At 64.8% G+C, this 21,417-nt stretch carries 9 protein-coding genes and 1 CRISPR repeat array; of the genes, 8 read left to right on the top strand and 1 reads right to left on the bottom strand.

Annotated features, from left to right (window positions below; genetic code table 11):
• Nucleotides 1-18: 18 nt before the first annotated feature.
• Nucleotides 19-639, bottom strand: coding sequence for a TetR/AcrR family transcriptional regulator (locus Uis4E_RS08610; protein WP_101622760.1), 621 nt, complete (start codon nt 637-639; stop codon nt 19-21).
• Between the two features lie 201 nt (nt 640-840).
• Here Uis4E_RS08610 and Uis4E_RS08615 point away from each other — a divergent pair, with 201 nt between their 5' ends.
• The 8 genes from Uis4E_RS08615 (at nt 841) to Uis4E_RS08660 (ending at nt 21,316) form a co-directional block, all read left to right on the top strand.
• Nucleotides 841-1,542, top strand: coding sequence for an ABC transporter ATP-binding protein (locus Uis4E_RS08615; RefSeq protein WP_101622761.1), 702 nt, complete (start codon nt 841-843; stop codon nt 1,540-1,542).
• Between the two features lie 2 nt (nt 1,543-1,544).
• Nucleotides 1,545-4,904 carry an ABC transporter permease gene (locus tag Uis4E_RS08620; protein ID WP_101622801.1) on the top strand — a complete coding sequence of 1,120 codons (3,360 nt, stop codon included), beginning with the start codon at nt 1,545-1,547 and terminating at the stop codon, nt 4,902-4,904.
• A 101-nt stretch (nt 4,905-5,005) separates the two neighbouring features.
• Nucleotides 5,006-6,043: a LacI family DNA-binding transcriptional regulator gene (locus tag Uis4E_RS08625; protein ID WP_101622762.1), complete on the top strand. Its 1,038-nt coding sequence runs from the start codon at nt 5,006-5,008 to the stop codon at nt 6,041-6,043.
• Nucleotides 6,044-6,225: 182 nt separating this feature from the next.
• Nucleotides 6,226-10,797: a glutamate synthase large subunit gene (gltB, locus tag Uis4E_RS08635; RefSeq protein ID WP_101622763.1), complete on the top strand. Its 4,572-nt coding sequence runs from the start codon at nt 6,226-6,228 to the stop codon at nt 10,795-10,797.
• Nucleotides 10,798-10,799: 2 nt separating this feature from the next.
• Entirely contained in the window at nt 10,800-12,338 is a 1,539-nt protein-coding gene (locus tag Uis4E_RS08640; protein WP_101622764.1) for a glutamate synthase subunit beta, read from the top strand.
• A 245-nt stretch (nt 12,339-12,583) separates the two neighbouring features.
• Nucleotides 12,584-15,600: a CRISPR direct-repeat array (repeat unit 29 nt; unit sequence GTGTTCCCCGCATACGCGGGGATGATCCC).
• 520 nt (nt 15,601-16,120) lie between these two features.
• Nucleotides 16,121-16,435, top strand: a complete 315-nt coding sequence (locus Uis4E_RS08645; RefSeq protein WP_101622765.1) for a hypothetical protein — start codon at nt 16,121-16,123, stop codon at nt 16,433-16,435.
• A 418-nt stretch (nt 16,436-16,853) separates the two neighbouring features.
• Nucleotides 16,854-18,146 carry an SWIM zinc finger family protein gene (locus tag Uis4E_RS08655; protein ID WP_101622767.1) on the top strand — a complete coding sequence of 431 codons (1,293 nt, stop codon included), beginning with the start codon at nt 16,854-16,856 and terminating at the stop codon, nt 18,144-18,146.
• On the top strand, nt 18,143-21,316 hold the full coding sequence (locus tag Uis4E_RS08660) for a CRISPR-associated endonuclease Cas3'' (protein WP_101622768.1): 3,174 nt from the start codon (nt 18,143-18,145) through the stop codon (nt 21,314-21,316). The genes Uis4E_RS08655 and Uis4E_RS08660 overlap by 4 nt, the downstream gene beginning before the upstream one ends.
• The last annotated feature ends 101 nt before the right edge of the window (nt 21,317-21,417 follow it).

Genomic DNA, 21,417 nt, shown 5'->3' on the forward strand with positions numbered 1-21,417 from the left:
GCACGTCGCCGCGGCGCGTCACCACAGCACATCGATGGGGGCGGTGGTCTTGTTCTTCTCGATGATGCGGCAGATCTCCTCCGGCGTCTCCCGGCATCCGCGGCGGATCCACAGCCAGATGATCGAGGAGACCGCGGAGACGAGGATCTCCATCGCGTAGTCCGCCGGGATGCCGTTGTAGGAGGACTGCGGGTCGGCGCCGAGCCGTTGCGCCTGCGTGACGATCAGCTGCTTCAGCACCTTCTTCAGCTTGTCGTAGAGCTGCATGTCGTTGCCGGAGCGGGAGATCGCGTTGAAGAACGCGTAGTCGTCGCGCACGTAGCGCAGCGCGGCGGAGATCGATTCGGTCTGGAACGCGTCGCAGATCGCCCGGCCGGTGGCATGGGACACGGTGCGCGCGTCGGCGTCGGTGTCGGCGTTGTCGACGAGGATGGCCGTCAGATCGGCAATCGTGTCGTCGATGAGCTGCTGGCGCAGGTCGAACTTGTCGAGATAGTGCATGTAGAACGTGCCGCGGTTGATGCCGGCCGTGCGGGCGATGTCGCTCACCGTCATCGCGTCGAACCCCTTCGACTGCACGAGCGTGGTGAACGCGGCCTTGATCTTCGCCTCCGTCTTCGTGTGCCGTCTGCCTGCCATGACCCTCCCATCCTCGTCGCATATGACACACGATTATATCAACGTGTTGTCGATATAGGGTGATGAATCACCACTTTCCGCCGATGTGTCCAATCTGAACAGAATCGTGGGAAGCGTTCATTGACCGCCGTTCCCGTCCGTTCCTACAATCACGACAACACAATCAACACGTTGTTCAATCAAGAACGGAAGGCAGGTCCCATGGCATACATCGAGATGGTGCATAGCTTCAAGCGGTACCACATGGGCGACACCACGATCACGGCCAACAACGACGTGAGCTTCGGCATCGAGAAGGGCGAGCTGGCAATCATCCTCGGCGCGTCCGGCGCCGGCAAATCGACGGTGCTCAACATCCTCGGCGGCATGGACACCAACTCCGAAGGCCAGGTGATCATCGACGGCAAGGGCATCTCGAACTACACCGCCCACCAGCTCACCGACTACCGGCGCCACGACATCGGATTCGTGTTCCAGTTCTACAACCTCGTCGCCAACCTCACCGCGCGCGAGAACGTGGAACTCGCCTCCGAGATCGTGCGCGACGCCCAGGACCCGGTGCAGGCGCTCATCGACGTCGGCCTCGGACACCGCATCGACAACTTCCCGGCGCAGCTCTCCGGAGGCGAACAGCAGCGCGTCGCAATCGCCCGCGCCGTCGCCAAGAACCCGAAGATCCTCCTGTGCGACGAGCCGACCGGCGCGCTCGACTACAACACCGGCAAGCAGGTTCTGAGAATCCTGCAGGACCAAAGCCGCGAGAAAGGCGCCACCGTCGTCATCGTCACCCATAACTCGGCCATCGCGCCGATCGCCGACCGCGTCATCCACATGCACGACGCCCGCGTCAAATCCATCGAGACCAACGAACACCCGATGGACATCGAGGACCTGGAGTGGTGAACATGGCAACCCTTTCCCGCACACGCCGCAGGAGCCGCGCGGCGCGTCCGCGCAAACGCATGCTGTGGAAGGACATCCGCGCCACCCTCGCCAAATCCAAAGGCCGGTTCCTCTCCATCGTCAGCCTCATGGCCCTCGGCTCGTTCGCCCTCGTCGGCCTGCTCGTCACCGGCCCCGACATGCGCATCACCGGCACCGACTTCTACGGCCGCCACAACCTCGCCGACGTCACCGTGATCAGCGACTACGGGCTGAGCCGCGACGACGAGAGGATCATCCGCGCGACCGACGGCGTCGCCCAAGCCGAGTTCGGCTACTTCAAGGACGTCGTCATCCGGGGCTCCGACCACAGCCTGCGCGTCTACTCGAAACCCGAGACGGTCTCCACCTACGAAGTGGTCGAAGGCCGGCTGCCCGAGCACGCGGACGAGATTGCGCTCGACCGGGCGGAACGCGGCACATACGCGGTCGGCAGCACCATCAAACTCACGGAACGCCCCGACATCGCCGGCGACACCGTCCTCACGCGAAGCAGCTTCACCGTCGTCGGATTCGTCGACGCCAGCGACACCGTCTCCGACCTCAACATGGGCCAATCCACCGCCGGCACCGGCGAACTCGACGGGTACGCGGTCGTCACGAAACCCGTGTTCGACTCCGACGTGACGATGATCGGCCGAATCACCTTCCGCGACACCCGCGGCGTCGACTACTGGACCGCCGACTACCGCGACCGGGTGAACGCGCACAAGACCACGCTGACCAAACGGCTCGCCAACCAGCCCGACGCACGCGCCGCCTCCATCCGCGAAGAGAGACGCGCGCAGATCGACAAGGCGCAACGCAAGGTCGACGACGCCAAACAGCAGCTCGCCGACACACAGCAGCAACTCGACGACGCGAAAACGCAGATCGAGAACGGCAAGGACCAACTGGCCGACGGCACCATCCAAGCCGCCGACCAGGCATCCGCCGCCGTGGCCGAACTCGCCGGCGCGACCGCCCAGATCGCCTCCGCCGGCTCGCAGCTCGACGCCGCACAGACCGCGCTCGCCGCCGGCGCGCAACAGCTCGACCAAGGCCAGGGCAAGCTCGACGAATCCTGGACCGGACTCAGCCAGGCGAACGCCCAGCTCGGACAGGCGCGCACCCAGCTCGACGCCGCCAAAACCGTGCTCGACAAGATCGGAGCGCTCCTCGCGCAATGGGAGTCAAGCGGCCTGACCGGCGGCGCCTACGACAGCGCCAAGGCGCAGTACGACAAGGCGCTCGCCGCCTACAACGACGCCGTCGCGCAGTACAACGCGAAACTCGCCGCCTACAACGACGCGCTCGCGCAATGGAACGATGCGGCGTCACGGCTCGAACAAGGCTCGCAGGACTATCAGGACAACGCCGCCGCCATCGCCGACGCGCGAGGCCAGCTCGCCGCCAAGCAAAGCGAACTGGGCACGGCCGTCTCCACGCTGGCCGGAGGCGCCTCCTCCGGAACGGAGGCGGGATCCGGCGTCTCCCAACTCGTCGAAGGCCAACGGCGGATCGAGAAGGCGCAGGACGAGTACGACGCGAAGCTCGCCGAATTCAACGCCGCCAAACCCGCCGCCGAGAAGAAGATCGAGAAGGCCGAACACGACATCGCGCTCGCCCGCGAGAAGATCGACACGCTCGAAGTGCCCGCCTACTCGATCGACGGACGACGCGAAGGCCTGACCTCGAACGGATACCGCGTATACGAGATCATCGCGAACATCGTGGAGAAGCTCGCCATGATCTTCCCCGTGTTCCTCTACCTCGTGGCCGCGCTCGTCACCTTCACCACGATGGGGCGCATGGTCGACGAGGAACGCGTCAACTCCGGCACGCTCAAAGCGCTTGGATATGGGAACGCGGACATCCTTAGGAAGTTCACCTGCTACGGGTTCCTCGCCTCCACGCTGGGCACGATCGTCGGCGTCATCGCCGGCCACACGCTGCTGCCGCTCATCGTCGACCACGCCTACTCCGACGGGTTCACGATGCCGCGCATCGCGTTGGCGTTCCATCCGGGCGTCACCGCGGCCGCGTTCCTGCTCGCATGGACGAGCGCCGTCGTGCCCGCGGCGCTGGCCGCCATGCGCGAGCTGAGGGAGAAGCCCGCCGCGCTGCTCCTGCCCAAGCCGCCGGCCAAAGGCTCCAAGATTCTGCTCGAACGGTTCACGCCATTGTGGAACCGGCTGAGCTTCACCCGCAAGGTGACCGCGCGCAACCTGTTCCGCTACAAGTCCCGCGGACTGATGACCATCCTCGGCGTGGCCGGCGCGGTCGCCCTGCTCACCGCCGGACTCGGCGTGCAGGGGTCGATCGGGCAGATCAGCGAACGCCAGTTCGACGAGATCGTCCACTACGACCTCATCGTCGCCGAGAAAAGCGACAACAACGACGAGCAGCGCGCGTCCGTGAAGCGGATGATGAAGCGCGACGCCGTCGCCTCCTCCACGCCGATCCGCTACGAGGAGGTCACGACGACCGGTGGCAGGCAGGGCGACAAGCAGGGCATCACGATGATCGCCACCGACGACGCGTACGACTTCGGGAAGTACATGACGCTGCGCTCCCGTTCCGGGCACAAGCCGCAGGTGCTCACCGACCGGGGCGCCGTCGTCTCCGAACGCATGGCCTCGATGCTCGGCGTGAAGGAGGGCGACACGGTGACCGTCACCGACGCGGAGGGCGCGCGGCGCACGGTGCGCGTGGACGGCGTGACCGAGATGTACATCGGGCACTTCATGTTCATGTCGTCCGGCGGCTACGAGCGCGTGTTCGGCGAGGACTGGCGGGCGAACGCCTACATGGTCCGTCTCAAGGACCCGAGCACGGCGAACGCCGGACGCGTGGGCGCCTCGTTCATGCGCGACGACGGCGTCAGGGGAGTGGTGCAGAACATCACCGCGAAGAACCAGGTCGCCACGATCGTCGACTCTCTCGACCAGATCATGGAGGTGCTGATCCTCGTGGCCGCGCTCCTCGCCGTGGTGATTCTCTACAACCTCACCAACCTCAACGTGTCCGAACGCATCCGCGAACTGTCCACCGTCAAGGTGCTCGGATTCCATTCGAACGAGACGACCATGTACATCTACAGGGAGACCATCGTGCTCTCCGTCATCGGCGTACTCGCCGGATACGGGATCGGCGCGGGACTCCACCGGTACATCATCACCGAGGTGCCGCCGGACGAGGTCATGTTCGACCCGGCGCTCGGCTGGCAGGCGTTCGCCGCGCCGGTCGCGGTGGTGGGAGTCGTGCTCGCCGTGCTCGGCATGGTCGTCTACCGCAGGCTCAGGGACGTGGACATGCTCGCCGCGTTGAAGTCGGTGGAGTAGCGTCGGCGCCGGTCCGCTCCATGCCCGGCGCCCTATGTCCGGTTCGCCCCCTTAACTAGGGCGTTGTACATGAGAGGGAGCACGGCGGAAGGAGACGCGGCATGGCGAGGAGCACGGGGCATTCCCGTCCGGTGATCAAGGACGTGGCGCGTCTCGCCGGCGTCTCCGCGCCCACCGTCTCCCGCTATCTCAACGGCACGGTGAAGGTCTCCGAGGAGAAGCGCGCGCGCATCGCCAAGGCCATCGAGGAGCTCGGCTACGAGCCGAGCGTCGTCGCGCGCGCCCTATCCAACCGGGAGATGGACACGGTGGTCGTGTTCGCCGCCAACCCCGAGGCGTTCTCCACCTCCGAGACCAACCACGGCGTCGAGAAGGCGGCGCGCGCATGCCGCTTCCTCATGAACATCGTCTCCCTGGACGAATCCGACATGGACTCCGTCGAGGCGCGCGTCAGGATGGGCCTGTCCGTGCGCCCCGCCGGCGCCATCGTCTACCAGTACGACCGCGCCGGCATCAAGGCGCTCGACTACCTGCCGAAGGACCTGCCGCTGGTCGTCGTCGGCGGAGGATTCGGCGACGCCGACCGGCAGATCGTCAACGCGGAACGCGAGGCCGGACGCTGGATGACCATGCACCTGCTCGACCTCGGTCACGAGACCGTCTTCCACGTGACCCGCCCGAAAGGGCCCACCGACAACACGCGCACCGACGGCTGGCGCGACGCGCTCGAGGAACGAGGCGCCGCGGTCCACGAGCCGATCGTCGTCTCGCGCGATCTGGAGGAGGCCGCCGCGGCCGGACGCGCGCTGGGGGAGCGCGACGACGTGACCGCCATCTTCGCCGGTGACGACGAGACCGCCGTCGCCGTGATCCGCGGATTGAGGGAGAAGGAGCGGCAGGTGCCGGACGACGTGAGCGTCGTCGGATTCGACGACCGCAACTTCGCCGCCATGTGGTCGCCCGCGCTGACCAGCTACGGCCAGAACTATCTGGAGATGGGCCGACGCGCCTTCCGCATGCTCTACGAGCAGGTGAAGGCGCGGCGCGACGGCGTCGAACCGCCGCCCGCCCGCGTCGACGTGGTCGAAGGCCAGCCCGCGCTCCGCGACTCCGAGACCGCCTACGTGCCTTGGCGTTGACACGCCGTCAAGCGTCGCGGCGGGCCGCGCCGCGAAAACGGTTAAAATTGGGTATTGACTTTTTCCGCAACTCGGTATATGGACAGCGAAACGCGGAGGACATAGTGCGACGCTACGCTGTCAACAGCAACTGACCCAAGTGGCGCGTTTCCGCGCGCCCGCAACCAATTGAGGTGATTTCGGTGACATTCAAAGCCCCGCTTGATCTCACGGTCCACGCTCCGGATGGAATGTACGACCCCTCCAACGAGCATGACGCCTGCGGTGTGGGCATGGTCACCACGCTCAACAAGCGCCCCGAACACAAGATCGTCAAGGACGCCATCGAGGTGCTGGTCAACCTCGACCACCGCGGCGCGGTCGGCGCCGAGGAGAACACGGGCGACGGCGCCGGCATCCTGATGAGCATGCCGGACGAGTTCATGCGCGCCACCGTGCCCGCCGAACTGCCCGCCGCCGGCCACTACGCCGCCGGCATCGCGTTCCTCGACCGCGACATCGAGACCTCCGGCCAGCAGGAGCAGGCCATCGCGAAGATCGCCCGCGAAGAGGGCCTCGAGGTCCTCGCGTGGCGCGTCGTGCCCACCAACCCGGACGGCCTCGGCCTGCAGGCCCTCGCCGCCATGCCGGGATTCAAGACGCTCGTCCTGGCCGACCCGGAAGGCGGCCTCGCCGGCATCGAGCTCGACCGCAAGACGTTCCGCATCCGCAAGCGCGTCGAACATGAGGTGGGCGTGTACTTCGCCTCCCTGTCCGCGCGCACCATCACGTACAAGGGCATGCTGACCACCATGCAGCTGACCCATTTCTTCCCGGATCTCGTCGACGAACGCATGAAGGCCACCGTGGCCATCGTCCACTCCCGCTTCTCCACGAACACGTTCCCGAGCTGGCCGCTCGCCCAGCCGTTCCGCCTGCTCGCCCACAACGGCGAGATCAACACCATCCAGGGCAACCGCAACTGGCTGTCCGCCCGTGAGGGTCGACTGAGCTCCGAACTGCTCGGCGAGTTCGAGCCGCTGCTGCCGATCACCACGCCCGGCTACTCGGATTCCGGCACCTTCGACGAGTGCCTCGAACTGCTGCACCTCGCCGGCCGTTCCCTGCCGCACGCCATCTGCATGATGCTGCCGCCGGCATGGGAGAAGAACCCCGACCTCGACCCGGACGTGCGCGCCTTCTACGAGTACAACAACACGCTCATCGAACCGTGGGACGGCCCGGCCGACATCGTCTTCACCGACGGCACCCAGGTCGGCGCACTGCTCGACCGCAACGGATTCCGCCCCGGCCGCTGGCAGCTCACCGGCGACGGCTACCTCGTGCTCGCCTCCGAGGCGGGCGTCCTGCCCGAGATCAAGCAGGAGCACATCGTCTCCAAGGGCCGTCTCGAGCCCGGCAAGATGTTCCTCGTGGACACGGCCGAAGGCCGCATCATCCCGGACGAGGAGATCAAGAAGTCCCTCGCCGCCCAGCACCCGTACCGCAAGTGGGTGGAAGGCAACTCCGTGGAGATGAGCGACCTGCCCGCCCGCGAGCACGTCAACCACTCCGGCCAGTCCGTGCAGCGCCGCCAGCGCGCCTTCGGCTACACCGAGGAGGACCTGAAGATCGTCCTCACGCCGATGGCCAACACCGGCAAGGAACCGCTCGGCTCCATGGGCAACGACACCCCGCTGCCCGCGCTCTCCAAGCGCCCGCGCATGCTGTTCGACTACTTCAACCAGAAGTTCGCCCAGGTCACCAACCCGCCGCTCGACTGGGAGCGCGAGGAGACCGTCACCTGCCTCGAATCCGCGATCGGCCCCGAGCCGAACCTGCTCGCCGACTCCGAGTTGCACGCGAAGAAGATCCTCATCCCGCTGCCCGTCATCAACTCCGACGAGATGGCCCAGCTCAAGCGTCTCGACAAGGCGCGCATCCTCGGCGGCTACTACCGCCCCTACGTGGTCCGCGGCCTGTACCAGGTGGCCGGCGGCGGCGAAGCCCTCCAGCAGCGTCTGGACGAGATCTTCGCCGAGATCGACGAGGCCATCGACAACGGCAGCAACTTCATCGTGCTGTCCGATCGTGACTCCAACCACACGTGGGGCCCGATCCCGTCGCTGCTGCTCACCTCCGCCGTGCAGCACCACCTGCTGCGCCGCCACACCCGCACCCAGGTCTCCCTGGCGGTCGAGGCCGGCGACGTGCGCGAGATCCACCACGTCGCCCTGCTCATCGCCTACGGCGCCGCCTGCGTGAACCCGTACCTGGCGTTCGAATCCGTCGAGAACCTGTCGCGCGAAGGCTACGTGAAGGTCGATCCCGCCACCGCCGTGAGGAACCTCACCAAGGCGCTGTCGACCGGCGTGCTCAAGATCATGGCGAAGATGGGCGTCTCCACCATCATGAGCTACCGCGGCTCCCAGCTGTTCGAGGCCGTGGGTCTGAGCCAGAACGTCGTCGACGAGTACTTCACCGGCACCACCACGCGCGTCGGCGGCGTCGGCCTTGACGAGATCGCCGAGGAGGTCGCCTCCCGCCACCGCGTCGCCTACCCGAACCAGTGGACGGCGTCTCCGCACCGCAACCTCAGGACCGGCGGTCTGTACAAGTGGCGTCGCACCGGCGAGGACCACCTCAACGACCCCGAGGCCATCTTCCTGCTGCAGCAGTCCACCCAGCGCGGCGACTACGGCATGTTCAAGAAGTACTCGCACCACATCAACGACACCTCGAACCGTCTGATGACGCTGCGCGGCCTGATGAAGTTCAACCACAACCGCAAGCCCATCGACATCTCCGAGGTCGAGCCGGCCAGCGAGATCGTCAAGCGGTTCTCCACCGGCGCGATGAGCTATGGCTCCATCTCCCAGGAGGCGCACGAGACGCTCGCCATCGCCATGAACAAGATCGGCGCACGCTCCAACTCCGGTGAGGGCGGCGAATCCGACGACCGCATCGAGGATCCGCTGCGCTACAGCCGCATCAAGCAGATCGCCTCCGCACGCTTCGGCGTCACCTCCGACTACCTCGTGCACGCCACCGACCTGCAGATCAAGCTCGCCCAGGGCGCCAAGCCTGGCGAGGGCGGCCACCTGCCGGGAGCGAAGGTCCCGCCGTGGATCGCCACCGTGCGTCACGCGACGCCGGGCGTGGAACTCATCTCCCCGCCGCCGCACCACGACATCTACTCCATCGAGGATCTCAAGCAGCTGATCAACGATGCGAAGATGGCGAACCCGAAGGCCCGCGTCCACGTCAAGCTCGTCTCCGAGTTCGGCGTCGGCACCATCGCCGCCGGCGTGGCCAAGTGCCATGCCGACGTGGTGCTCATCTCCGGCTATGACGGCGGTACCGGCGCGGCCCCGCTCAACGCGATCCGCCACGCGGGCACCCCGTGGGAGATCGGTCTGTCCGAGACGCAGCAGACGCTGATCCTCAACGGCCTGCGCTCCCGCATCGTCGTCCAGTGCGACGGCGAGCTCAAGACCGGCCGCGACGTCGTCATCGCCACCCTGCTCGGCGCCGAGGAATTCGGCTTCGCCACCGCGGCGCTGATCGTCGAAGGCTGCGTCATGATGCGCGCCTGCCAGAAGAACACCTGCCCGCAGGGCATCGCCACCCAGGATCCGGAGCTGCGCGCCCGCTTCCGCGGCAAGCCCGAGCACGTGGTCAACTTCTTCATGTTCATCGCCGAGGAGGTGCGCGAGATCCTCGCCCAGCTCGGCTTCCGCACGCTCGAGGAGGCCGTCGGCCACGTCGAGTGCCTCGACCAGGACGAGGCCATCAAGCGCTGGAAGGCGGACGGCATCGACCTGTCCAACGTGCTCAAGCAGGCCGGCCCGGTGCCCGGCACCATCTTGCACAACACCGAGCCGCAGAACCACGAGCTCGAGAAGGCGCTCGACAACCGCCTCATCGAACTCGCCCGGCCGGCGTTGGAGAAGAAGGAACCGGTGCGCATCGACGTGCCGATCCGCAACGTCAACCGCACCGTCGGCACGATGGTCGGCTACGAGATCACCCGCCGTTACGGCGCCGCCGGCCTGCCCGACGACACCATCGACATGACCCTGCACGGTTCCGGCGGCCAGTCCATCGGCGCGTTCATCCCGCGCGGCGAGACCATCCGCGTGTACGGCGAGGTCAACGACTACGCCGGCAAGGGCCTGTCCGGCGGACGCCTCATCGTCCGCGCCGAGGACGGCGTCACCTTCGACCGACACGAGAACGTGATCGCGGGTAACGTGACCGGCTTCGGCGCCACCTCCGGCGAGATGTTCGTCGCGGGCCGCGCCGGCGAACGCTTCGCCGTGCGCAACTCCGGCGCGACCTTCGTGGTCGAGGGCGTCGGCGACCACGGCTGCGAGTACATGACCGGCGGCACCGTCGTCGTGCTCGGACCCACCGGACGCAACTTCGGCGCAGGCTTCTCCGGAGGCAACACGTACGTGCTCGACCTCGACATGAAGCAGGTCAACCCGGAGGGCGTCGAGTCCGGCGCGCTGCTGTTCGAGCCGCTCGACGCGGAGACCTCCGACCTCGTGCGCGCGCTCGTCAAGAAGCATGCCGAGGAGACAGGCTCCGAGTTCGCGGCCTCGCTGCTCGAGAACTGGGACGAGAACGCCAAGCGCTTCACGCACGTCGTGCCGAAGCACTTCATCGCCATGGAGAAGGCCATGGCCGACGCGGAAGCCGCACACATCGATTTCAATACGCCCGGCGCCTGGGAGCAGGTGTACGAGCACGTCATGGAAGGAGCGCGCTGAACATGGGCGACCCGAGAGGATTCCTGAAAGTCCGCACCCGCCGCGAGCTGGCCGAGCGTCCGGTCGAGCAGCGCATCAAGGACTGGTTCGACGTGCACGCCGAATCCGGTCTGCAGTCATGGACCACCGAACAGGCGGCCCGCTGCATGGATTGCGGCACCCCGTTCTGCATGACCGGCTGCCCGCTGGGCAACCTCATCCCCGAATTCAACGATCTGGTCCGCCAGGAGCAGTGGGAGGACGCCTACCAGCGTCTGAGCCTGACCAACAACTTCCCCGAAGTGACCGGACGCATCTGCCCGGCCCTGTGCGAGCAGGCGTGCGTGCTCGGCATCCACCAGCCGCCGACGATGATCAAGAACGACGAGTGCACGATCATCGACCAGGCATGGGATCTCGACTACGTCAAGCCGATGCCTCCGCAGCGACTCACCGACCAGACCGTCGCCGTCGTCGGCTCCGGCCCCGCCGGCCTGTCCGCCGCGCAGCAGCTCACCCGTGCCGGCCACACCGTCGTCGTCTACGAGAAGGACGACGCGCTGGGCGGCCTCATGCGCTACGGCATCCCGAACTTCAAGCTCGAGAAGACGCTGCTCGACCGACGCGTCAAGCAGATGGAGGCCGAAGGCACCCGCTTCGAGACCGGCGTGGAGATCGGCAAGGACATCAGCTGGGACGACCTGCGCGACCGGTACGATGCGGTCGTGGTCGCCATCGGTTCCCGCGTGCCGCGCGACATGAAGATCCCCGGCCGTGAGCTCGACGGCATCCACTTCGCGATGGACTTCCTGCCCGACGCGACCCGCCGCATCTACGGCGCCCCGCTCGAACACGACATCACCGCCAAGGACAAGCACGTCATCGTCATCGGCGGCGGCGACACCGGCTCCGACTGCCTCGGCACGTCCATCCGCCAGGGCGCGAAGGACGTCACCGTGCTGCAGATCATGCCGAAGGAGCCTTCGACACGCCCCGACAACCAGCCGTGGCCGACGTTCGCGCGTCTCTACCAGAAGACCACGTCGATGGCCGAGGGCGGCGAGTACCTGTACTCCACGGATTCGGTGAACTTCATCGGTTCCGACGAGGAGCAGGAGCGTATCCACATCGAGAACTCCACCACCGCGGAAGGCTTCGTGGCGGACGAGCACGGCCATGTGACCGGCCTCAAGGTCGTGTCCGTCGCGCCTGGCGAGAACGGCCCGTTCACCCGCCAGCCCGGCACCGAACGTGTGCTGCCCGCCGACCTGGTGCTCATCTCCGTGGGCTTCCTCCACCCGGACACCACGACCATCGTCGACCAGCTGCCCGTCGAACTCGACAAGCGCGGCAACATCGCCCGCAACGACAAGTTCGCCACCTCGCAGGACGGCGTGTTCGTGTGCGGCGACGCCGGCCGAGGCCAGAGCCTCGTCGTGTGGGCCATCGCCGAAGGCCGCTCCTGCGCGGCCGCCGTCGACGAGTACCTGTCCAGCGAGCACGCCAGCGAGCTGCCGGCGCCAATCAAGGCGAGCACGCGTCCGATGATGCTGCCCCGCTGATTCTCGGTAGACGGAGCGGGGTGGTTCCTCCCTGCTCCGCCGGAGATATCCGGTTCCGTTGATTCGTATCGCCTCCTACGTCTGCATTGCAGATGTGGGAGGTTTTCGTATTCCGGACCCGTATCCATGAGCCGTATCTATACGGCGTAGAAAGGGCTCTCCGCTTAGCCGGTCGTCGCGTCGAAACTCAATGAAAATGCAACGCATCGTGTACTATATCGTTGGGAACGTAGGGATTTCGAAGTGTGTTCCCCGCATACGCGGGGATGATCCCCGGGATTTCCGCAAATGGGCCACGCAGGGACGGTGTTCCCCGCATACGCGGGGATGATCCCTCGACTAAGAAAGGAATGGACATGGCCGAGGAGTGTTCCCCGCATACGCGGGGATGATCCCTGACGTGTGAGATTGATTGCGTTATCTGCCTGGTGTTCCCCGCATACGCGGGGATGATCCCGGCCCTCCCTGGGCGCGCACATGTGGGAAAGGGTGTTCCCCGCATACGCGGGGATGATCCCGTCGCGGTCTTGCCCGCTGCGACGGTGAGGGTGTGTTCCCCGCATACGCGGGGATGATCCCCTCGTCACGGCCATCATCCCGCCCCTGACCTCGTGTTCCCCGCATACGCGGGGATGATCCCCAGGCCATCACCGACATGTCGGACAACGCCAAGTGTTCCCCGCATACGCGGGGATGATCCCTCCAATCCGACCTGACCGTCACCGCGCACATCGTGTTCCCCGCATACGCGGGGATGATCCCACCGCGACGCACGCTCCCGACGAACGCCTTGAGTGTTCCCCGCATACGCGGGGATGATCCCGCGCCGGCGACGACGCCGACGGCGCCGACTATGTGTTCCCCGCATACGCGGGGATGATCCCGTGTTGCGGTACCCCTTGCGTGTCTCCGCCTTGTGTTCCCCGCATACGCGGGGATGATCCCCATGGCCACGCTCTTGAAAGTTTCGGCGTTGCGTGTTCCCCGCATACGCGGGGATGATCCCATGCGATGCAGCAAGTCCAGTTGCGACGGGTAGTGTTCCCCGCATACGCGGGGATGATCCCGTGTCGGCGTTGCCGCCGGCGACCGCGTTCAGGTGTTCCCCGCATACGCGGGGATGATCCCCAAGTCAGATAATGCGGCGACCCACACCACCCGTGTTCCCCGCATACGCGGGGATGATCCCCAGCTCCAGGCCGCGGACTTCTTCAACCTGGAGTGTTCCCCGCATACGCGGGGATGATCCCGTGACGGATTCACGCCGGGCCTGTTCCCTCTCGTGTTCCCCGCATACGCGGGGATGATCCCATGCAACATATGTGCGCACTTGCTGACATATGGTGTTCCCCGCATACGCGGGGATGATCCCGTGGCGCGGCGCGCCTCTTCGGGATACGTGACGTGTTCCCCGCATACGCGGGGATGATCCCGTGACGTTTACGACGGTGCTACCTATGCCGGCGTGTTCCCCGCATACGCGGGGATGATCCCGGTGACGCAACAAGGTGACGCAACAGGGTGACGTGTTCCCCGCATACGCGGGGATGATCCCCTCTCCTGCACCCTTAAAGCCCGCCCGGCAGTGTGTTCCCCGCATACGCGGGGATGATCCCAGTCGTTAGCTAGATTTCGACTCTCTCTGGGGGTGTTCCCCGCATACGCGGGGATGATCCCGGCCAAGGATATTGGGACCGTCGAATCACGGCGTGTTCCCCGCATACGCGGGGATGATCTCCGACACACCTATATATAAGGAGTAATCGATATGTGTTCCCCGCATACGCGGGGATGATCCCGAAGTCAAATACCGCGACGAATTGCAGGAGATGTGTTCCCCGCATACGCGGGGATGATCCCAGTTCGCGGGTCTCGTCCGGCAGTTCCGGCGCGTGTTCCCCGCATACGCGGGGATGATCCCGCGCGTCATCGCCCGTCGTTCCTACCGCCGCAGTGTTCCCCGCATACGCGGGGATGATCCCTTGCAAGCTACGCGTGTCGCCGCGAGGTCACGGTGTTCCCCGCATACGCGGGGATGATCCCCGTTCCACCACTTCGGCCACGACCGTCGTCGAGTGTTCCCCGCATACGCGGGGATGATCCCTGTCGTTGATGCCGCAGAACACCATGCGGTGAGTGTTCCCCGCATACGCGGGGATGATCCCGGCATGACCACCGGCACGCCAGCCGCCGCCGAGTGTTCCCCGCATACGCGGGGATGATCCCGGCATGACCACCGGCACGCCAGCCGCCGCCGAGTGTTCCCCGCATACGCGGGGATGATCCCGCGATCCTTTCATGGCAGGCGCTCTTGGAGGAGTGTTCCCCGCATACGCGGGGATGATCCCCGTCACCGTATGGGCGAGCGTCGCCGCCGTTCGTGTTCCCCGCATACGCGGGGATGATCCCGCCGTGGTCTCACCCCAGCGCAGACCGCACAGGTGTTCCCCGCATACGCGGGGATGATCCCTGTTCACCCAGCCCAAGCGTCGCGGGGCTCCGGTGTTCCCCGCATACGCGGGGATGATCCCGGCTGACGGCCGACATCGCCGGCGAATACGAGGTGTTCCCCGCATACGCGGGGATGATCCCACACCCTCTCGCCATGCGGCAGTAGGGAAGGGGTGTTCCCCGCATACGCGGGGATGATCCCACTGACTACGCCTTCCTGTTCAACTCGCTCACGTGTTCCCCGCATACGCGGGGATGATCCCGCCTACCGGCGCGCGCTGCAGGCCGAGGAGCGGTGTTCCCCGCATACGCGGGGATGATTCCGGTTACGATTGGTGCCCCGCGCACGCCCCGTGGTGTTCCCCGCATACGCGGGGATGATCCCGGTGCCGCAGCGTGTGTGGAGTCCAGCCGTCAGTGTTCCCCGCATACGCGGGGATGATCCCCCCATACCGGCACCTCCTCGCCGCCCTGCCCGTGTTCCCCGCATACGCGGGGATGATCCCTCGCCGAACTCGGCAAATGGGTGCAGGACAACGTGTTCCCCGCATACGCGGGGATGATCCCGATGTTGCGCGCGGCAGCGGCTCGCGTGCCAAGTGTTCCCCGCATACGCGGGGATGATCCCCGGCGGCCGACTGTCTGGACGTGCCGGCGGACGTGTTCCCCGCATACGCGGGGATGATCCTAAATATGTCGATATCGATCAGTCGAAGAGGGGGTGTTCTCCGCATACGCGGGGATGATCCCACGTCGTAGGTGAGCGTGTCCTGCTGGCCGCTGTGTTCCCCGCATACGCGGGGATGATCCCGGCGCGGCCTGCTCTGAGCGGGCAGCAGGTGCTCTCCGTGTATGCGATGTGATGATGCGACGGCTCTAACTGAGCATGCCTACCGTCGGCGTGCTTGGGATGATACCAAATATGCGAAGAATGGCAGCCTTTCATACGGCAAATGTCACGCCCAACGGGTCGATGCCATGCACATACACGACATCGTCCACTCACCGCTCATCATGTGTGTGCAGGGAATGGAATCGTCTCCTTTGCGGCTGGAACGGTGGCGGCACTTATCTGCGCGGCTACGGATGTCGGTTCCCAGTTCATCGAATTCCCGATGCTCGGATGCCAGATGGCACCAAAGATGTGGGGATCGTCATGCTGAGCGCTCTCGCGAACCGGAAACGCATCGAAGACATGCTTGTTGTCGGGAGAACACAGAGACTCCGTCATTGGTACCATTGACGGCATCGAGATAAAGAGTCGGGTTCGCCAAAGCTGGGAAAAGGCCGGCCCGCGTCACCACCATCCACCCGATAGGAAAGGAGTAGCCATGTCGAAGTCCCTAGCTGACATCCAGCTCGCCGAACGGCGCTATGACCAGCTCGCATCCGACATGATCGCCCTGCTCCGCGCCAACGGGGACGATGAGGGTGCCGATTTCGCGCAATCCATGCTCGACGAGGACGGTTCGGGCACCGCGGTCAATGCCTGCGTCATCGACATCATCGCCCACCGCATCGATCCGATATCCGTCGCCCCTCTGTTCGAGACCGTACACGCCGAATTTCCCGGATGCGATGAGGACTATCAGGACTTCCTTGAATACTTGCAGGACCGCAGCACTGAGGTCGTCCCGCTTGACTAACCGCATCAGGATGGCGTGAAAGTCATAGTTCGAGTGGCTTTTCTCATATCCCACGGATTTCATGTCCGTATTCCCGTGCGGGTGCGTAGCCATGTGCGGCATGACGGGACCATCATCTAAGAAAGGAGACTATGTTGGCGGCAATGCGAACAACTCCGTTCAAGAAGGACAGCCGAACCGGGTGTCGGATGGTCATGGCCGACGACGTGCTCAAGTTCAGGCGGGAGTCCGAACGTCAGCGTAGGAAAGCATTGGAAGATATGCGGGACGCTGCGGAGGAGATCGGCATGTACGACACTCCCGATGAATGTATTCCGGTCCGAACGAGATGACTTTGAGACAACGGATGGCTGATCCCGTCGAGATGGGACGTGCGTGTTTCCCGTTGCCGTAGACGATTGCGGGGTAAGGTGAATTCATGGACGCCGATGATGTCTCCCCGTTGTTTGCTCCGACTGTTTTCTCCCGAGGAGAAGCGTACTTTCATGAGGGCCGTGTCCGGTCCGTGGACGCAATCGCTCCCGGCCTGTTCCATGGAGAGGTCGTGGGCGGAGACCTTTATGACGTATTGGTGCGCATCGATGATGCCTCCATGCGATGCATGGTCTCGTGCAGTTGCCCGTTTGCGGCGAAGGGCAGGCGTTGCAAGCATGCCGCCGCGGTGATGCTCGCGATCGGCGGCATGATGGACGGGGACGATGATGGGGATGTCCCTATACGCATGGATGTCTACGATGGGATTCGTTCCCGTCTGGCTTCATGGTATGGCGCCCATGGTCCGCTGTTGGTATGGGATGAGGCCGTCGTCGATGAATGCGCGAAAACGGCGGCTGATACTGCGTGCTTGGATGAGCCGCGTTTTCCGGTCCTGTCCGAAGCACAGACCGGGCGCATGACGGAGTCGTTCATCCAGTCGTTTCTGGAGTCGGACGATGCACGTCGTGATGTCGGTGACGCGTTCGAAGGTGCGAGCATCGTTCTGGATAATGCGTTGGCGACTGCGGATTACGGGCAGGCGCTGTCCAACGCGTTGCTTGTGATGCGCATCGTGGGAAGCTCCTTGGAATACGTCGGAGGCGATGGGGAAGGTTTCGATGGGGAAGACCTTGAGAGGAGTCTGGGTCGTCTGGCGTGGAAGGTGAGACTGCTGGTGGAGAAAACGGCCGCCGACGAGCATTCTGAAATGGGGAAGCACGTGACCACGGCCGCCGGAATCATGGGGTTCCTGCGCGAGGGACCGGAGACATTGGGGGAGAAGATCGGCGGCGCGCTGTTGTCTTTTTCGAGGAGGAAAAGAACACGACGGATCGCGGATGAGGCGTTGAACGGATTGGAACGCTCCATGACCGATATAGCCGCGCCCCGGCGCTCGTCGCGTCTGTACCCGTACGTGTGCCGGCTCAGACACGACGATTTGTTGTTGGCTGGAGAGTATGAGCGGGCGGCGGAATTCGAATCACATCATATGGATGATGAGATGATGGCGTGGCTTGCGGCGACGAGATTCTTGCTGGAGGATGCTTCCGATCGAGCATGGGAGGTGGCGGCCCGGTATTCGGCAATGGGGTGGGAATCGCAGGTGGATTCACGCCCGATTGAGTCATCCCCCTGCGGTTGGACGGAGCTGTCGGTGGCCCTCGCCCGACGTCGTGGAGATCGGGACGCATTGGAACGATTGAGGCGCGCTGCACTGAAAGGAGCGACGGTATGACTATGATGATGGACGATGGCGAACTGTCCCTGTCCGACGGCGCACGCCTGTTGTGGGGCAAGACGGACCGGCTCGATGGCAGTCGTTGGCTGCCGTTGTATGTGCATATGGCCGATTCGATCGGCATGGCCGAACGGCTCTGGGACCATTGGATTCCGGACGGTACCAAGGCCGTTCTCAGCCGGGATCTTGCCGATGAATCATTGGCCCGACGGGTATACCTGATGCTGGCCGGTGCGCACGACATCGGCAAGGGCACTCCCGTGTTCCAATCCAAGCCGATACGGTTCGACCTGTCGGCTGATGGGTCGCCTGCATCGTTGGCGTGGCTGCCGGAGCGGGCGGGATTGCCGATCCGTGACTTCAGCAATCCGACCCATCCATCCCATCCGATTGCCGGACAGATTATTCTTGAACGGCATTTGGCCACGGCATACAAGTGGTCGTCGGATGTCGCGAGATCGTACGGCAGCGTGGTCGGCGGTCACCACGGCACCCCTCCTGACGGTCATCGGCTGGACGAGGCCCGACTTGGGGAACCGCTTCGCATGGGGTGGGACGATGCCGCGAAGAATCTGTGGGAGCCTGTGCAGCATGAGCTGTTGGAATTCGTGATCCGACGCGCCGGTCTGTCTCCTGACGACATGGCTCTATTGGGGAAACGACGGTTGGAGGCATCGTCCGAAGCATTGCTGACGGGCGCGGTGATCATGGCCGATTGGATGGCGAGCAACAGCGATGAGGATATGTTCCCTCTGATCGCCGTTCCGGGCACATTGAGCGGGTTCGGCGAGACCCAAGACGATGACGTGCGTTCCTGGGACGGTCTGCGGCATCGTGCGGATCGGGCGTGGCGTACTATGCACCTGTGCGCGCCATGGCATCCCGTCGCCAACGACCTGCACATGGACGGTCCCATGTTGGACGAATGGTTCCGGAGCCGGTTCTCCCTGCCGCAAGGGGCATCCCCAAGACCGGTGCAGCGCGAGGCCGTATCCATCGCCGCGCGAACCGACGATCCCGGACTGATGATCATCGAGGCGCCGATGGGCGAGGGAAAGACCGAGGCGGCGCTCGCCGTTGCGGAACTGCTCGCACAACGATCCGGTCGCGGCGGCGTATGCATCGCCCTGCCCACCATGGCGACCACCGACGCCATGTTCGGCAGGGCGCACGCATGGATCGACGCCCTGCCGATGGAACTTGGGGCGGATGGGAAAACCGTGTGGCTCGCCCATGGGAAGGCGCAGCTCAACGAGGAGTTCCGCGGCATCATCGCCGCTTCACGGCGTATGGTGTCAGCCTGGTCATCCATAGACATGGAGGAGGAGACGCGGCATGGCGCTTCATTCCCCGAGACGGTCGTGTCCGAGTGGATGTGGGGACGCAAGAAAGGCGTACTCGCCAACTTCCTGGTCTGCACCGTCGACCAGGTGCTCATGGGAGCCCTGCAGATGAAGCACGTCGTATTGCGGCAGCTGGCGCTCGCCAACAAGGTGGTCGTCATCGACGAATGCCACGCCTACGACGCGTACATGCAGGAGTATCTGAAGCGGATCCTCGAATGGCTGGGAGGGTTTCGCACGCCGGTCATCCTGTTGTCCGCCACGCTGCCGGAACGACAGCGCAAGGAGATGGCGGAGGCTTATCTGCGTGGGCGGGAGAGCGGTGGCCGGGCGAACGTTCCTTCCCTGACGCAGGATGGAGGTGCCCAACGTCCGGCCCGATACAGGCGGCGTTCGCGCAGCCGATCAGGCGCCGTCGCGTCGAACGCCAACGCGGCGGACAGTGGCTCGTCGGTAGCCGAGGCGTCTGATTCCGGCGTGTCCTGCGACGAGGCGTATCCGCTGATCACCTATTCCTCTGGTGGTCGGCTGCGGATGCAGGCCGTCGAACCGTCCGGCCGGGCGTTGCGCGTGACGTGCCGGGTGATGCCGGATGACGATGACTCCCTGATTTCCCTGCTTGATGGATTGCTGCGGGACGGAGGCTGCATCGGAGTCATCTGCGATACGGTCCCTCGCGCGCAGCACGTGGCGGCGTTGTTGTCCGAACGATACGGCGATGAGCATATCCGTTTGACGCATGCCAGGTTCATGGACATGGACCGCATGGACAACGAACGTGAGCTACGTGAATTGCTCGGGCCGCGAAGCACTTCGGCGAACGGGCGGCGTCCCGAACGGCTGATCGTCGTCGGCACGCAGGTGCTCGAGCAGTCGTTGGACATCGATTTCGACGCGCTGGTCACCGACATCGCTCCGGTCGACTTGCTCATGCAGCGGCTGGGACGCGTGCATCGCCACGTGCGCGGGGCCAATCAGCAGGACAGGCCCATGCCGCTTCGTGCCGCATCCTGCCATATCCGAGGCATCGCCGAATGGGATGCGGGCATTCCCCGATTCGATGGCGGTGTACGGACCGTGTACGAGGAGGCCTCGTTATTGGAGACGCTGGGAGTGCTGGGATTGGGCACTCCGGAATCGTCGATGGAGGCGTCCCTGCCCAAGGACATCGCGTCCACCGTGCGAAGGGCGTATGGCGGTCACGCAGGAGAGGCGATTCCCGAGGCATGGCACGAGCCGTATGCGAAGGCCGTCGCCTCGCGTGCGGACACGCAGGCGAAGAAGCGCGAACGCGCGCGGCATTATCGCATCAAGTCGTTGCGGGACATGACCGGTGAGGAGGAGACCCTTGTCGACTGGTTCAAGACCACGGCGATCGACGATGCCGATGGCGACAAGGGACAGCGTGCGGTGCGCGACACGCAGGAGACGGTCGAGGTCATGCTGCTGCGCCGGCATGGCGATTCCATCCGACTGCTGCCATGGGTGGAGGATGCGCGCCACGGCATCGGACCCGGTGCCGAAGTGCCGACGGATTCGGTTCCGGACGATCGTCTGGCTTTGCTTATCTCCCAATGTTCCGTGCGTCTCCCGATCACGATGAGCGGATATGGGGATGAAGGCATCGACGCGCTGATCAGGGAGCTGGAGCTCGGGTGCGGTGACGAAACGATGATGTGGAGGGAGTCGCCATGGCTCGCGGGGAAGCTCGCCGTCTTTCTTGAGGAGGAAGCGGACAGCGGCCTCAGGACTTCGCTGAATGGTTTCGTCGTCCGGTACGACCGTCATGCCGGATTGTCCGTGGAGCGCGAGGCCAACAGGTAGGTCGCTGCCGCCGAGGAAGATGGAATCGTCCCCTCCAAGGGGGTGACCCGGTGAATGGGCGAGATTATGTGTGGTTCCTCATCGATATGGGGATATGTTTA

Source organism: Bifidobacterium parmae (genome assembly GCF_002860365.1).
Taxonomy (GTDB): Bacteria; Actinomycetota; Actinomycetes; order Actinomycetales; family Bifidobacteriaceae; genus Bifidobacterium; species Bifidobacterium parmae.

Coding starts and splice junctions, on each gene's coding strand:
- Uis4E_RS08610 (WP_101622760.1), bottom strand. CDS start 639: ATGGCAGGCAGACGGCACACGAAGACGGAGGCGAAGATCAAGGCCGCG.
- Uis4E_RS08615 (WP_101622761.1), top strand. CDS start 841: ATGGCATACATCGAGATGGTGCATAGCTTCAAGCGGTACCACATGGGC.
- Uis4E_RS08620 (WP_101622801.1), top strand. CDS start 1,545: ATGGCAACCCTTTCCCGCACACGCCGCAGGAGCCGCGCGGCGCGTCCG.
- Uis4E_RS08625 (WP_101622762.1), top strand. CDS start 5,006: ATGGCGAGGAGCACGGGGCATTCCCGTCCGGTGATCAAGGACGTGGCG.
- Uis4E_RS08640 (WP_101622764.1), top strand. CDS start 10,800: ATGGGCGACCCGAGAGGATTCCTGAAAGTCCGCACCCGCCGCGAGCTG.
- Uis4E_RS08645 (WP_101622765.1), top strand. CDS start 16,121: ATGTCGAAGTCCCTAGCTGACATCCAGCTCGCCGAACGGCGCTATGAC.
- Uis4E_RS08655 (WP_101622767.1), top strand. CDS start 16,854: ATGGACGCCGATGATGTCTCCCCGTTGTTTGCTCCGACTGTTTTCTCC.
- Uis4E_RS08660 (WP_101622768.1), top strand. CDS start 18,143: ATGACTATGATGATGGACGATGGCGAACTGTCCCTGTCCGACGGCGCA.